A 14384-nucleotide genomic window follows, 5' to 3' on the forward strand; every position below is an offset into this window, starting at 1 on the left:
TCTAGCCACCCCTCAACTGCCTGGCCTGCTCGAGGGTGTAACCGCCCATCATCAAGCCCAAGAGCCTCTCGTCGGCCTCTTTCGCGTCTACTACGCCCATGAACCTACCCTCGTACATGACCGCGATCCTGTCGCTCAAGTCCATGACCTCGTCTAGGTCTGCTGAGACCAGGAGTATCGCCTTCCCCTGATCCCTCATCTCGATGAGCTTCCTCCTCACGAACTCCGTTGAAGCGACGTCGAGGCCTCTCGTGGGGTTGGACGCCACGATGATCGAAGGGTTCTTCGAGAGCTCCCTCGCCAATACGAGCCTCTGCTGGTTACCGCCGCTGAGACTCCTCGCCGGGTTGTTGATGTTCCCTACCACGATATCGTACTCCTTCACGATCTTCGAGACGTGCTCGACTATCGACTTCGTCTTCAGCAGCCCGAGGCGGTTTGTGAAGAGCCTGCTCCTCTGCAGACCCAGAATCCCGTTCTCGGCTACACTCATGTTTATGACTAGGCCCATCGCCACCCTGTCCTCAGGTATGTGAGACAGGCCCAGCCTGTACAGCTCCTGGGGGGTCTTGTTGGTGACCTCTCTCCCGGACAACAGGACTTTGCCTCTATCGGCCCTGCGGAGGCCCGTTAGGGCCTCAACCAGCTCTTTCTGACCATTGCCCTCGACGCCGGCTATGCCGAATATCTCGCCTTTCCTCACGCCGAAGCTGACGCCTTTCACAGCCCACCCGCCCCTATCGCCCCTCACCCACAGGTCTTCGACGACCAGTACCTCCTCGCCCGCTTGAACGGGCCTCTTAGGTATTTTCAGGAAGACCTCTCTACCCACCATGAGCCTAGCCAGCTCCTCTGGAGTCGTCTTACTCGTGTCGACGACCCCTGTGACCACGCCTCTCCTCAGGACAGTGATCCTGTCGGTGATCGAGAGGACCTCCTTCAGCTTGTGCGATATGAACACTATTGACACGCCCTGGTCTCTCAACCTCCTCAGGGTCTTGAAGAGCTCCTCTGTCTCCATCGGGGTCAGGTTCGTGGTCGGCTCGTCTAGGATTAGGACTCTCACACCCCTGTAGAGGATCTTGAGTATCTCGGTCTTCTGCCTGAGGCCCATGGGCAGCGACTCCGTCACGGCGTCTAGGTCGACTTTCAGCCCGGTCTCCTCCATGAGCTTAGCGAGCTTCTCCAAGCTCACCTCGTGCCTGCTCAAGCCCAGGAATACGTTCTCTTTCACAGTAAAGACGGGGACTAGAGCGGGGTACTGCGCCACCATACCTATACCAAGCCGGAGCGAGTCGCTCGGGCTCGAGAAACTGACGGGCCTGCCGTCCACCTTCACCACACCTCTTGTGGGCTTCAGGATGCCGGCCAGGATCTTCATCAGAGTCGTCTTGCCGGCACCGTTCTCACCCAACAACCCGTGTATCTCCCCCTTCCTCAACTGGAAGTCTACTCCTCTGAGAGCTACTGCCCCGTCGGGGTAGACTTTCACTATCTTCTCCATCTCTACGACGTTCTCAGGTGGCAAGGCTCCACCTCAGGCTTACTAATACTATATATATTGTAAACAGTCACGCGGGATTATTTAAAAAAAGCTTGTGATGATAGGCGGTCCTAACCAACGTTTAGGGCCTGCCTGACCTGAGCGATCTTAGCGGCGTCGAAGGGCACCATGTCCTCGATCTGCGCGAACGTTAGGTTACCTACTTTCACTCCAGCGGGGTTGCTGATCAACTGGCTCCTCAGGTTGCTCACGGCCTCCCATATCCAGCTGGGCATCTGGCTCCTCATGGCCTGGACCTTCTGGATAATGTCGGTCGCGTTAACCTGCCTACCGGCCTGCTGGGCTATCTGGAGGAAGGTCTGGAGGTCATCGACGCTGCTTATGTCGACGCCCCTCACGCTGAGGCCTAGCTCTAGGACACCTCCGTACTGGCTTATCTTGCCCTCCCTGTACTCCATGGCCCTCTTCACAGCCTCGAAGACGCCTACGTCCACCCTCTTCTCCATGCTGGCTATCACGAAGCCCGGCGCGATCCAGTCCTGGTCGCTGTCAACACCTATCGCGAAGGGGGGACCAAACTGCTTGCCCGCAGCCTTGCCCGCTGCCTCGGCCGCCTGTATTATGCCGAGGCCCGTCGCGCCGGCGACGTTGTAGACCACGCACGCGCCCTGGGCCAGCTGGGCCTCGGTCGCCGTCCTGCCCTTGGCTGGGTCGTTGAAGGAGCCGGTGTAGGTGTAGAGTATCCTGAGGGGCTTCACCTGCTGGCCGGTCTGCTGCGCGTAGACCTGCTCGCCGTACCTAATACCCCAGTAGTAGCCTGCCTCGAACTTGTAGAGGACTGGGATCTCCATGCCCAGGACTACGCCGACGGCTGAGCAGTTGTAGTAGTGGGCCACCATGCCCGCCAGCGCGCCCACGAGAGCGCTACCCTCGTGCTCCTTGAACAGGACGCTCAAGACGTTAGACCTGTTCACGTATGCGTCTATGATGGCGAACAGCTGGTTGGGGTACTCCTGCGCCACCTGGTCTACAGCGGACGACATCAGGAAGCCGACTGCTATTATCACGAGGTACTCGCCGCTGCTCGCTAGCGTCCTCAGGTTCGGCAGGTAGTCCTGCTCCGTGACGCTCTGCACCTCTCTCACGTCTACGCCCAGCTCCTGCTTGGCCCTCATAGCTCCCATGTAGGCCATGTCGTTGAAACTGAGGTCTCCTCTACCGCCGATGTCGTACACCACGGCTATCTTGTACTTTGTGGCCGGAGTGGTCGTGGTTGTCGCAGGTGTGGTCGTCGTAGTAACCTGTGGCGCCGGCTTCTGGGCACTGTAGTAGTACCAGACACCTAGGCCCGCGACCACGACAACAATTATGATCAAGATAGCTACTAGGGTACGAGAGACCCCTCTCACCGCGCACACCCGTACACTTCATGGTATTGGGGGGAGGTCGTATATAAGCGTAGTGTATAGGTATGGTCGCAATGGAGCACTACTTATGACTCGTATATCGTATACCCGTACGTCTTTTCTCCGAGCCAGTTTTCCGACGAGATGGCCTATCGGGGCTCAATAAACCCCCTGATAACATAAATAACATCTAGTAACGATATGACGAATTCATAGCTTAGTGTGAGTGGTGTTATGGGCCTCCTCGAAGTACGAGACCTGACAGTTGAGGCGGGCGGTAAAGTCGTCGTCGACAACACGAGTCTGGTAATAGAGGAGGGGGAAGTACTCTACCTGCTCGGGCCTAACGGTACTGGCAAGACCTCTCTGATAAGGAGCATCGTCGGCTACCCCGGCTACAACATCGTGAGAGGTAAAGTCCTGCTTGAAGGCGAGGACTTGACGGGGAGGCCAATGGAGTACAGGGTCTCGAGGGGGCTCGGCCTCGCACACCAGTTACCCCCCAAGCTGAGCGGCCTAAGGGTGAGGGCGCTCTTAGATGCTATTTGTTCGAGAACTAAGTGCTCCACCGACGAGATAGCCTCGGCGCTACAAATACAGTACCTGCTGGACAGGGACTTCGGGAGGGGCTTCTCAGGCGGAGAGCTGAAGAGGGTCGAGCTCGCAACACTCCTCGCGATGAGGCCGAAGGTCGGCCTAATAGACGAGCCGGACAGCGGGGTGGACGTGGACTCCGTCAAGGTGATCGCTGACGGGATCAGGGCCCTCATGGGTGTCTCGAGGTCGGTTCTCATTGTGACCCACAGCGCCTTGATATCAAAGTACATTAGGCCTACAAGAGTATGCCTGATGTTGAACAGGCGTGTACAGTACTGTGGGGGCCCTGAACTAGTGGAGGAGGTGTTCGAGCACGGCTTCAAGGGGCTGGTTAGAGGAGATCAGGTCTAGAGCCCGCGCTGCCCTTTCAAAGCCGGCGACGTACGGGGACGACGTCGACCTGGCAGAGTATACAGAGGCTATCGGGAGAGGAGACTTCGACCCCGCCAGGGCAGAGGAAGTGGGGTTCACAACGTCCAGTAAGGCCTACTACCTCCAGATCGACCAAAACTACTTCAAGTACCTGAGCAGGTTCAGCGGCGTGGAGATCATGACGACGAGGGAGTTCGTCGAGAACAGGCCCGACGAGGCGAGGGAGTACTACTGGAGGCTGATAGACCCGGCGAGGGACAAGTACACCGCCACGGCCGCACTCCTCGAGAAGGGGGGTTACTACATCAGGGTTAAGAGGAACACTAGGTTGCAGGAGCCCATACTGGCGTGCCTCTTCCTGAGTACGCGGGGGATACAGGCACCACACAACATCGTGGTGGTGGAGGAGGGGGCCGAAGCCGTCGTCACGACGGGTTGCACTATAGCCCCCGAGATGATCGGTGTCCACATCGGGATATCGGAGTTCTACGTGGGCGAGAAGGGGAAGCTCACCTTCGTCATGGTGCACTCCTGGAACCACGTCTCTCACGTTAGGCCTAGGACGGCCGTTGTAGTAGGCGACGAGGGCTACTACCTCAACTACTACGCTAACCTGTCTAGGGTGAGGACGCTCCAGACCTACCCTGAGGTTAAGCTCGGCACGAGGGCTAGAGCGGGTGTCTACTCGGTTATACTCGGACTAGGAAAGGCGTCCATAGACTACGGGGGCGCGGTCTACTTGAACGGGGACGAGGCGAGCGCCGAGGTTGTGTCGAAAGCCCTCGCGAGGGAGGAGGCGAAAGTAGTCACGCGTGGCAGGCTCCACGCCAGGGGTAGGGGGTCGAAGGGGCACCTGGAGTGCAGGGGGCTCATGCTATCCGAGAAGGCCTACATGTTGGCTGTCCCAGAGCTGTCGTCGGACACTCTGGACGCGGCTCTCACGCACGAAGCATCCATCGGCAGGCTGGCCGAGGAGGAGATAAACTACCTGGTGAGCAAGGGCTTCAAGAGAGACGAGGCTGTCAGCCTACTCGTGAAGGGGTTCATCAGCGTAGAGGAGAACATGTTTCCTCCTAGAGTGAGGGGGATCATCAGCAGCGTCGAGAAGCTAGTTGTCGAAAAGTCGTTCTAAAAGCAGCCGCCTAGCTGACCCGCTTGCTTCCTTGCCCAACTTACACGATAACTTTGATGAAGCCTCCGCCGGGAGTTATTAGACCTATATCTCAGCGTCAAGGCTGTCTCGGACTGGAGAGACTAGGTTAAGGCATATACTCGGCGCTAGCAAGTCGCGGCCCGAGCCAGGGAGTAGGCTTTTTATGCTAAGCCCGCTGCCCGTGAACAGTCCGGCCACGAGGTTAACAACCCAGCCCTCCGCATAATGTCCAGCGGGTCGGCTAGCCTGGAGCGGTCGACAGACACACCCTCTGGCGTTGTTTTCGTCGAGTCTCGGGCGTGGAAGGGGGAGACAGGTAAGCACGCACACGTTTATGCGGCGAGGCGGGGTCGGATCGAAAAACTAGACTGGTGGGGGTAGGGGGCCTGTAGGCTGGGGCTGGACTGGTGGCGGTGGGGCCTGTCTCGCCTTCTTTATGCTGTCTCCCAGCGCGATGTAGAGCAGGATCCACGCTACGAATCCGGCGATCGAGGCGAATATCGCTATGATGAAGAGTATCCCGGCGGCCAAGTAGAGGGCGTTTTTCTCGACGTCGTTCAGCTTGAAGGAGAGTATTATCAAGCCGATGTACCCTATGATGATTAGTATGATCCCTACCAACATAATAGGTATCCCAACGATGAACACTACCAAGAGAGCCCCTATCAGGAGCAATATGAGCCCGTAGTAGAGCCCGACCCTGATCAAGGTCGCCGATGTGGAGAACTCGGGGTTAATCTCCGCGAGCTTCCTTACGCCCGGTACGAAATATCCCCATAACCCCACGAGGGCTATGATAGCCCCGACGATCACCACGACGACCATGGCGGCGAGGGCGCCCATGGCGCCCGCTAGCCCGCCCCCAAAGTGGCGTGGAGCTAAGAAGGCCCCCGTAAACACGGCGAAGAGAGTGAGCGACAGCCCGATACCTATAAGAAGCCAGGCGATCAGCAGGAACAGCACTCCTCTCCGCATTGTCTCAAACGCTTCGGCTTGAGGGTTGGATACTACTGTCACTCTTCCACCTCTCCCACTTTAATCAAAAGGCGGGATAAGTAATATAGTTTGTGTCGAGTAAGAAGACACTAAGGGCCTTGAGAGCGGGTTGAATTGTACTCTAGATATCCGTAGGAGACGAGAAATGCGTACTCGATGTTTAAGTTTAACAGGTTTTAGACCACGTCACCGCTCATGTTAATGCCGTATTTGTGTGTGGGCATCGGTACTGTCGGACACGGGGACTAGACGCACGTGGTCTGTCGTTGTCTGGTAACCACAAGAAACCAATGAAGCTAGTCGAATAGACTCACCAGCCCTGTAGAGAAACCCGCTACCCCTACACCCAGGCCTACACAATGCGGGCAGGGCTACCACGGTTACGTAGTCTGAGCTCCACTAGCCTACCTCTAGACAGGGAACGACCCTAGCAGGCCGCCGGCTATGTCTGCTAAAACGCCCCTCCCCACTATTGGCTAGCGGTTGGACAGTGGTCGTCTCCGCCCGAAGTGGCTACGCCGATCCCTTCATCTAAGTTTTCCCACAACTACCCGCTCATACACAGGCCCAGGGGTTCTAGACCAAGCTAGACGGGTGTTAGTACGCGGTAACCATACCCCTAGTCGCTGATGCCGAGTTCTCTCTTGACTCTCGCGTCTATCTCCGCCCCTATTTCCAGAGACCTCCTGTACGCCGACTCGACCGCCTTCATGAGGGCTGCCTTAACCCCCTCGGACTCCATGGCTATAAGGCCTCTTATAGTGGTGCCCGCGGGGGTCGTCACGTCGTCTCTGAGCTTGAACGGGTGTGTACCGGACTCCCGCAGCAGTCTGCTCGTCCCCTCTAGAACGTCGAGAGCCGCGCTGTAAGCGAGGTCTCTCGGCAAGCCCACGAGGACCCCTGCCAGCACCAGCGCGTCTATGATCTCGGCTATGAAGGCCGGCCCGCTGCCAGCGAGCGCTGTCCAGGCGTCGAGGAACTCCTCGGGAACCCAGTACACCCTCCCCATACACTTCAGGAGCCTGTCCACGGTGGCCATGTCTCTCGTACGGGTGCCCTGGGCAACGGCCGTAGAGCTCAACCCGACCTCGGCGTTCAGGTTGGGCATAGCCCTGTACACCTCCGCCTCAGCCATCGCCTTCTCCAGCGTAGCTAGCCGGGCGCCGGCTATGAAGGAGACGACGGTTCTGCCAGCCCACGAAGCCGGCTTAACGGACTTGACGACCTCGGGTAGGTGGTGTGGCTTCACGGTAAGGAAGACGATGTCGCTGGAGGAGACGGCGTAGTCGTTGTCCCGGGTCGCCTCTGCGCCGAGGGATGCCGCGTTCTTGAGAGTCTCGTCTCTCCTGCCCGTCGCCACGATTTCACTGTAGCCGCACCTCACCAGCGACCTCACGACCACGGACCCGATCCTACCCGCCCCTATCACCGCCACTCTCAATACACCGCACCCGTGGAGGCAAGCGTGTACGGGCGGTGTATATTTCTAGGACTGGAATATAAACGTGAATGTAAGAAAAAACTATATCTGGGGCTGTAGTTTCTCGCCTATAATCCTCGTGAGGAGGACCGTACAGGCGTTGTCGCCGCTCGCGTTTATCGCTGTCCTTATGGAATCGGCTATCGGGTCGATGACCATCATAATGGCTATGCCTTCCAGCGGCAGCCCCACAGCGGCGAGGACGTAGGCTAGCATTATTGTCCCCCCACCCGGTATGGCGGCTGTGGCAACGCTACCTATAGTCGCAGCCGCGATGATCAACCCCACCTGGTACGGCTGGATGGGGATGCCGAAGAGTTGCGCTATGAACATTGCGCTGAGGGCCTGGTAGAGGGCTGTCCCATCCATGTTCACCGTCGCCCCAATTGGTAGAGTGATGTTGTATATGTAGTCCGGCACACCCATTTTCCTGGACGCCTCCATGTTGTAAGGTAGCGTAACAGCGCTGCTCCTCGTAGTGAAGGCCACGATAAAGGGCGTGGACTGCGCCTTGAAGTACTTCACGGGGTTGAGACCGCCCAAGGCCACAAGCAGGGAGTATATCACAAAGAAGTGCATCAGCGTAAACGAGTACTGGGCTACCAGGAACTTACCGTAGGCCCCCAGCATCTTTGCCCCGTACTCGCTCATTAGCCAGACTGCGTATCCGAAGATCGCTATGGGGGCGTAGTACATTATTACCCTGACCGTCGCGACGCTGAGGTCGCTACCGATTTTCAGGTAGCCCGCAATTCTCCTACCCTCCTCGCCGAGCAGTAGTGTCGAGACGCCGAGTATCATGGCGAATATGATCATTGTCATAGAACCGCCTACTGTGAGGACGTGGCTGAAGTCCAGCTGGAAGAATGACATGAGTATGTCGACGCCGGTTGGAGGTGTCGGCGGCTTATAACCGGCAGGTGGTGTCAGTCCCACCCCAACCCCCGGCTGGAACAACACGCCCGCTAGGTAACCCCAGAACGATGCCAGAATTGATGTGCCTATGTAGAGGACTAGCATCCAGAACAGTATTATGCCAAGCTTCCTGGCATCTGCTATCGAGGCAGTGGCGGCGGCGATCGTGAAGAATATCAGCACGGGTATAACTATCCTGATCAATCGCACGAAGATGTCGCCGAGAGCCTTGAACCACGAGTCCACGGACGCCCTTGCCGCAGTCTCGGGGATAGCGAGTGTCAGGATGTACCCTATTAGCAGACCTAGCACGAAGGCTATAGCTATTAAAATCCCGTAGCCTTTCTTGACTGATATATATATATGCTCACCTTATGAGAATATATTGTCTTTACATCTTCTTATATACCTGATAAAAGGGGAAAACCGCATGGCGCATCCTCCTACCACCCTAACCCTGACTTGGACATAGAGTGGTGGTCCGCGTTGTTGGTCCTCCACCCATTCGCCGTTCTGAACCCCTCTCGCCTTAAATTGTGGGGGTTCCTCATGGGCGGTTCACGGGTTTGTGGTTTACCACCTTCATATCCATGCTTCATAGCTGGCGGGAGTTACCCGCACAGCTCTACACGTCCAGCGGTAGACCACGAACCCGGTCTTAGGCCTAACTACTCCCCTCCCTCACTGTAAGTGACCTTTAACCCAAGATTCTCTGGGACTAGAGGCGTGTCACGTCCCGAGCGCGGGTGAGAGAGCCCTTCTCGCGAACTCGTATAGTCTCCTGGTCTCGTCCTCGGTGAATCCGCCTCCACCGAACCTACTGACGACAAACACCCTCTCGATGCGCGAGAGCTCCACTAGGGTATCCGGGTCCTCTATAAGTCTCTTCGCGGCGGAGTCGTGTTCCGCGAGAGTGGCCGCTAGGCCGACCAGCGAGTAAGAGTCCACTAGACCCCCGGTCACCTCGAGTATCCTCGCCGTGAGTGAGAGCCTGACGTACTCGGCTACGTAGTAAGCCGCCCGGTCGTACTCGCCTCTGTCTATCAGGCCCGGCACGTCCTCCAGTAGCCTTCGAGCCCTCACCCGGAACTCGGCCGGGTCCCGGCTAGCCTCGTCAGCCATATATGGCTCTAGCCCTCTTCCTCCTCTCGTGCTCGTTCAGGCAGAGGTCTCTCACCAGCTCATCGACGTCCCGGTACTTCTTGACCGGGGCTAGCCTCCTGTCGTCCAAGTACTCGGGCCACTGTGATATGGCGTCCGTCGGGTACCCTGTCGATACCAGGGCGTAGACCGGCTTCCCCTCCGTGTAGGCTGTCACGGCCTCCTGGAGACAACCGGAGCCCCCGCCCAGAACCACCAGCAGGTCGGAGCTCCTTACCAGGGCGACGCTCCTACCTCTGAACGAGAGCCCTGTCTTAACGACCACTGCTCTGTCCGGGAAGGAGACATCTTCCTCCTCTACAGGGGGGAGGACGACCACGGTGAAACCCGCGGAGAGGGCCTCGTCCACCACGGTCTTCATGAGACCCCAGTACCCTCCCACCACGATCCTGTGCTCCACGCCACACCTATCCTTGAGGAGCTCTACGAACCTCTTGGCTACTCTAGCGAGCTCTACGCTGGGCTCGCCGCTGTGTGCGGCAACACCTACGTACATGCCCTTTCAGTCCCCGGTAGAGACAATGCCCAGAGAGGTTAATTTACTCTGGTTGAGAGAGAACTATAGAGGTGGCACCCCTGACCTACACCTGCCGGGCCGGCTACGTGACGATCCAGGTGGTCAGCGGCGACATAACCGAGTTCGAGGGTGACGCCATAGTCAACCCGGCCAACACCCTCATGATAATGGGCGGCGGGGTCGCGCTGGCGATCAAGAGGAGGGGCGGGGCGGAGATCGAGGAGAAGGCCAGGAGGCACGCCCCTGTCCCAATAGGTGGGGCCGTCGCGACAGGCGCGGGGAGGCTGAGGGTCAGGTACGTCATCCACGCCGTTTGTCCCTAGATGCTCATTCCAATCATTTTATTATGAATTCATGGTCGCATCTAGGGACTTCCGCCTCGCCCACAGGGCTTTGGGCACCCGTGTGGGCTCATGGGCGGCCGTCGAGCCCAACGGCACGGGGCTCCCATCTACGCTTAAGCCCGCGGGGCTTGGAGCACTGCTCCCACCGCCCCGCAGGGCTCTGAGGAGGAGGTTCCACACGGCTACCGCGTCCCTGTGCCAGTGCTCGCCGCCCCTAGTGCACCTCCCAACCCTAGACCCGTCCTCGTAGGCGATCTCCGAGCCGTGAACCGGGCAGAGCCTAGAGGTGTTCCTCGGATCCACATAGACTACCGGTACGCCGTGCTCTCGAGCTTTCTCCTCGATCGCCCTCTGCACGCCTCTAAAGGCGGCTTGGAACACCCTGTGCCTCAGCTGGTCATCACTCATTCTAGCAATCATTCGTTCAGCCGGCCTCCTCCCAAGTCTCTCCATGACTATGGCATAGCCTCTCTTGGAAGCCTCTCTCACAATTATGTTCGCAATCTTCCACCTAGCGTCCAGCTTCTTCCTCCTTTCATTAAGCTTCTTCAGGATCTTCCTCTTGATTCTGGACTTCACACCGTAGAGCTTATCGTACTTCTCCTGCACCCTCCTCCTACGGTAGTAGTAGCCGAGGACTATTCTCCCAATGTTTGTCTCGAAGAGGTAGGCAGTACCGTCGATTAGTGCGGTGACATTGTTCTCGTTAAGATCAACAGGCACGAAGCCACGTGGTCTATGCTCCTCAGCGTCTTTCACGAAGGTCAGGTAGACTAGCAACTTCCTGCTCTTTCTGTCTAGCTTAATCCTCGCCTCCGAGGCAAGCCTCCAGCCCCTATTGATGTACTTCCAGTACTGTTTGTGCGGAATAACTTCGAGAGGTATCCAGCCCTTATGGGTAGCCACTTCGATAGATGTCAAACCACTTGCTCTCCACAGGTGGTCGTCCAGCCAGATAGAGACGCTGTTGACTTCCGGGTGCTCTCTTTCAGCCAGCTCTTTCTTCTTCAGCCTGAGGAAGCTCTTGGCTCTAGCAGAGGCGTCTTGGCACGCGGTGTAAGCGTAGTGTGAGGGTAGCTGAGGGTAAAGACTCCTCAACTCACGATACTTCAAAGCTTTCAGCCTTGTGAAAGACGCGACACCCTCCCTCACAGCGTACATTGTCAGTTGCTCGACCATGTTCCGGTACATGCCCTCGAGCTCGACGAAGACCCTGAACAGCCTCCGCGGGAGAGGCGGCGTCTCGACGACAACGGTTCTAGCCACTCTCGCCACCGCCCTTTTCGACCTCTTCCACTAGCTTTTTGAAGCCCTCAACGAGCCTCTTTTTCCTGTGGCTCCTCATACCGTAGAGCTTGCCAGCAAATGAGGTGACTATCGATAGTAGATCCTCCACAAGCTCCTGGTGCGCGTCCTTGGGCTCATCACCATAGACGACCTCTATCCTGACCCCGTACTGCTTGAAGAAGTACTCTAGGTACTCGAAACCAAAACGAGTTAGTCTATCCCTATATGTTACGACAACGACGTCTACCTGCCTGCTAACTACGTAGTTGAAGAGCTTAAGCAAGCCCCTGCGATCAGTCTTCAGCCCGCTAGCAACATCGCTTAAGACGTCGACTACCCTATAGCCCCTGGCAGAGCAGTACTGCGTGAGGTACTCTACTTGCCTCTCTAGGTCGCTCTTCTGGTCGCTGGAGCTGACGCGAGCGTATACTACCGCCCTGACCTCTCCCGCTGGAATGCCTTCAATGATCCTCCTGACCTCGCTCTCGGGAATCCTGTACTTTCCGCCAGCAGTCCTAATGGCTTTGATCCTGCCTTCTCTAACCCACCTAGAGAGAGTAGAATAGCTTATGCCAAGCCTCTGGCAAACCTCTTTAGGTCTAAGCAACCTCTCTGAAATAAGCAACACCAATAAACACAAACAAAACCAAAGCTCATAAACCTCACGCTCCATTATCAACAATGAAACAGCCCCGAGCCCCGAGAGGGGTAGGGGTAATGGGCCGGAGACCCGGCCCAGGGCTAAACCCTCCCAGAGGGGATGTAGCCCAAACCTCCCAGCCCTAACGGGCGGGACCCTCGCCCTTTAGGGCGGGGAGGAGGTCAGCGGGGTTTTCCCGACCCGAGCTCGAGAAGGCGCTGGGAGAGAAGGGGTTTGAGTACAGGTGGATGGGTGCCCTCGGCGCCCTCGGCATCAGGTACGAGAGCAGGTTCAGGTGCGTCGACTCGCCGACTTTCAACTCGTACGTCAACTACCTCGTCTTCAGCGAAGAGGCGCGGAGTGCGTTGAGGGAGCTCGCGGGCCTGGCCTCGGAGAGGAAGACCGCGCTGCTATGCCGCGAGAGGGACCCTAGGTTCTGCCACAGGCAGTATATAGCCGACTACCTGGTCCACCTCGGCTTCTCCATCGTGCACGTAGTGGGGAGCACGACCCGGAGGCACGAGCCAAGCCCGTGCTATGCCTACCTTAGTGTGGAGCCGGGCTAGGAGCCCAGCACCTCCGAGTACAGCTCCTCGACAGCCTTCTCGACCTTGGACTTCGGCCTCCCCCTCGTCTTCTCGAAGAACTCGAGAGCGATGTCGGGGAAGATGCAGTAGGTCACCACGTCCTCCTCGCTGGGGTTAAAGCCGTGCTCTAGGAGGCCCTTCCTACACTCCTCGAGGGCTGGCTTCAACAGGTCCGCCGGCCTGGCGTCGATCGGCTTCTCACCCTTCAACACCAGGTCTATGACCTCCCGCTTGATCGGAGCCGGTGGCCTCCCGTACATCCCCTTCACGTACTCCCTCACCTCCTTCGTGACAACGCTGTACCTGCCATTGACCACGTTGAGGAGGGCCTGTGCGCCCACAATCTGCGAGGTCGGCGTGACTAGGGGCGGCCAACCCAGGTCTTCCCTGACCCTCCTCACCTCCTCTAGGACCTCCTGCAGCTTGTCCTCAGCGCCGACCTGCTTGAGCTGCTGCATGAAGTTGGTGATCATGCCGCCGGGGATCTGGTGGTCTAGCACGTTTGGGTCGGGCATGAAGACCCTGATGTCCAGGAGGTCCCTGTACTTGGTGAACAAGACCCGCTCAAGGTAGGAGGATATCTTCCTTATCACGTCCATGTTCACCCTCGGCTTCAACTCACCTGGTAGGGCGTAGTAGAGTGACTGTATACCCGGCTGCCCCGTCCCATAGGCCAGGGGGCTTATCGACGTGTCCACGAAGTCGACTCCGGCCTCTACCGCCTTAACGTAGTTCGCTATGGCTAGCCCTCCGGTGAAGTGGCTGTGTACGTCTACCGGGATCTTCAGCCTCGCCTTGATCTCCTTGACCAGGTTGTACGTGGTGTAGGGGTCTAGTAGGCCCGCCATGTCCTTTATCGTGATGTGGTCTACCTCGAGGCTCGCGATCTCCTCGGCGAGCTTCAAGTAGTAGTCGAGGGTGTGGACGGGGCTCACGGTGTACGTTATAGTCCCCTGAACGACCGCCCCCAGCTTCCTGGCCTTCTTTATGCTGACTGCCATGTTCCTAACGTCGTTTAAGGCGTCGAAGACTCTGAAGACGTCTATACCGTTCTTGTAGGAGAGCTCCACGAACTTCTCGACTACGTCGTCGGGGTAGTGCCTGTAGCCCACGAGGTTCTGTCCCCTCAAGAGCATCTGGAGCTTGGTCTTCCTCACCCTCTCTCTAACGAGCCTGAGCCTCTCCCACGGGTCCTCCTTCAAGAACCTCAACATGACGTCGAACGTGGCCCCACCCCACATCTCGATACTGTAGAAGCCTGCCCCGTCGATTAAGTCCAGTATTGGGATCATGTCCTCTGTCCTCAACCTTGTCGCGATCAGGGACTGGTGGGCGTCTCGAAGAGTAGTGTCGACGATCTCGACCATGGATAGCACCCGGGACTACACAGCATGGTGTTATATATCTATGCTGACCCTAGATAAA

General features: G+C 57.6%; 13 protein-coding genes and 1 pseudogene. 4 read left to right on the forward strand and 10 right to left on the reverse strand.

Annotated features, from left to right (window positions below; all coding sequences use genetic code 11):
- Position 1: 1 nt before the first annotated feature.
- Both TCELL_RS06035 and TCELL_RS06040 read right to left on the reverse strand, forming a co-directional pair.
- Complete coding sequence (locus tag TCELL_RS06035; protein ID WP_014737850.1) at positions 2-1528, reverse strand: ABC transporter ATP-binding protein; 1527 nt, start codon at positions 1526-1528, stop codon at positions 2-4.
- Positions 1529-1614: 86 nt separating this feature from the next.
- On the reverse strand, positions 1615-2913 hold the full coding sequence (locus TCELL_RS06040) for a BMP family lipoprotein (protein ID WP_014737851.1): 1299 nt from the start codon (positions 2911-2913) through the stop codon (positions 1615-1617).
- Between the two features lie 219 nt (positions 2914-3132).
- On the opposite strand from TCELL_RS06040, the gene TCELL_RS06045 reads away from it, so the two are divergent.
- Positions 3133-3858, forward strand: coding sequence for an ATP-binding cassette domain-containing protein (locus TCELL_RS06045; RefSeq protein ID WP_238529003.1), 726 nt, complete (start codon positions 3133-3135; stop codon positions 3856-3858).
- A gap of 109 nt (positions 3859-3967) precedes the next feature.
- Positions 3968-5011, forward strand: coding sequence for a SufB/SufD family protein (locus TCELL_RS06050; protein ID WP_014737853.1), 1044 nt, complete (start codon positions 3968-3970; stop codon positions 5009-5011).
- A gap of 384 nt (positions 5012-5395) precedes the next feature.
- Here the strand turns inward: TCELL_RS06050 and TCELL_RS06055 are convergent, their stop codons facing one another.
- The 5 genes from TCELL_RS06055 to TCELL_RS06075 form a co-directional block, all read right to left on the reverse strand.
- Entirely contained in the window at positions 5396-6049 is a 654-nt protein-coding gene (locus tag TCELL_RS06055; protein ID WP_014737854.1) for a DUF973 family protein, read from the reverse strand.
- Between the two features lie 598 nt (positions 6050-6647).
- Positions 6648-7469 carry a pyrroline-5-carboxylate reductase gene (gene proC, locus TCELL_RS06060; RefSeq protein WP_014737855.1) on the reverse strand — a complete coding sequence of 274 codons (822 nt, stop codon included), beginning with the start codon at positions 7467-7469 and terminating at the stop codon, positions 6648-6650.
- An 81-nt stretch (positions 7470-7550) separates the two neighbouring features.
- Positions 7551-8786, reverse strand: coding sequence for a dicarboxylate/amino acid:cation symporter (locus TCELL_RS06065; protein WP_094179295.1), 1236 nt, complete (start codon positions 8784-8786; stop codon positions 7551-7553).
- Between the two features lie 366 nt (positions 8787-9152).
- Positions 9153-9545 (reverse strand): HEPN domain-containing protein, encoded by a 393-nt coding sequence (locus TCELL_RS07345; protein ID WP_014737857.1) that lies wholly within the window; start codon positions 9543-9545, stop codon positions 9153-9155.
- Complete coding sequence (locus TCELL_RS06075; RefSeq protein WP_014737858.1) at positions 9538-10080, reverse strand: SLOG cluster 4 domain-containing protein; 543 nt, start codon at positions 10078-10080, stop codon at positions 9538-9540. Before TCELL_RS06075 ends, TCELL_RS07345 begins: the two co-directional genes overlap by 8 nt.
- 71 nt (positions 10081-10151) lie before the next feature.
- Between TCELL_RS06075 and TCELL_RS07515 the strand changes: the two genes are divergently transcribed.
- On the forward strand, positions 10152-10424 hold the full coding sequence (locus TCELL_RS07515; protein ID WP_014737859.1) for a macro domain-containing protein: 273 nt from the start codon (positions 10152-10154) through the stop codon (positions 10422-10424).
- A 21-nt stretch (positions 10425-10445) separates the two neighbouring features.
- Here TCELL_RS07515 and TCELL_RS06085 read toward each other — a convergent pair whose 3' ends face one another.
- Both TCELL_RS06085 and TCELL_RS06090 read right to left on the reverse strand, forming a co-directional pair.
- A complete protein-coding gene (locus tag TCELL_RS06085) occupies positions 10446-11711 on the reverse strand; it encodes an RNA-guided endonuclease InsQ/TnpB family protein (protein ID WP_014737860.1) in 1266 nt (421 codons plus the stop codon).
- Positions 11704-12405 carry an IS607 family transposase gene (locus TCELL_RS06090; protein WP_238529062.1) on the reverse strand — a complete coding sequence of 234 codons (702 nt, stop codon included), beginning with the start codon at positions 12403-12405 and terminating at the stop codon, positions 11704-11706. The genes TCELL_RS06085 and TCELL_RS06090 overlap by 8 nt, the downstream gene beginning before the upstream one ends.
- A gap of 158 nt (positions 12406-12563) precedes the next feature.
- Between TCELL_RS06090 and TCELL_RS06095 the strand changes: the two are divergent.
- A pseudogene (locus tag TCELL_RS06095) lies at positions 12564-12938 on the forward strand (DUF488 family protein); the annotation flags it as partial.
- On the opposite strand, the gene TCELL_RS06100 reads toward TCELL_RS06095, so the two are convergent.
- Positions 12935-14326 carry a pyruvate carboxylase subunit B gene (locus tag TCELL_RS06100; protein ID WP_014737863.1) on the reverse strand — a complete coding sequence of 464 codons (1392 nt, stop codon included), beginning with the start codon at positions 14324-14326 and terminating at the stop codon, positions 12935-12937. The pseudogene TCELL_RS06095 and the gene TCELL_RS06100 sit on opposite strands and share 4 nt — an antisense overlap.
- Between the last annotated feature and the right edge of the window lie 58 nt (positions 14327-14384).

The organism is Thermogladius calderae 1633 (assembly GCF_000264495.1).
In the GTDB taxonomy this organism is placed as follows: Archaea; Thermoproteota; Thermoprotei_A; order Sulfolobales; family Desulfurococcaceae; genus Thermogladius; species Thermogladius calderae.

Bases quoted from the DNA above. Each gene is read 5' to 3' on its own strand.
- TCELL_RS06100 (WP_014737863.1), bottom strand. From the start codon at position 14,326: ATGGTCGAGATCGTCGACACTACTCTTCGAGACGCCCACCAGTCCCTG.
- TCELL_RS07345 (WP_014737857.1), bottom strand. From the start codon at position 9,545: ATGGCTGACGAGGCTAGCCGGGACCCGGCCGAGTTCCGGGTGAGGGCT.
- TCELL_RS06090 (WP_238529062.1), bottom strand. From the start codon at position 12,405: ATGGAGCGTGAGGTTTATGAGCTTTGGTTTTGTTTGTGTTTATTGGTG.
- TCELL_RS06075 (WP_014737858.1), bottom strand. From the start codon at position 10,080: ATGTACGTAGGTGTTGCCGCACACAGCGGCGAGCCCAGCGTAGAGCTC.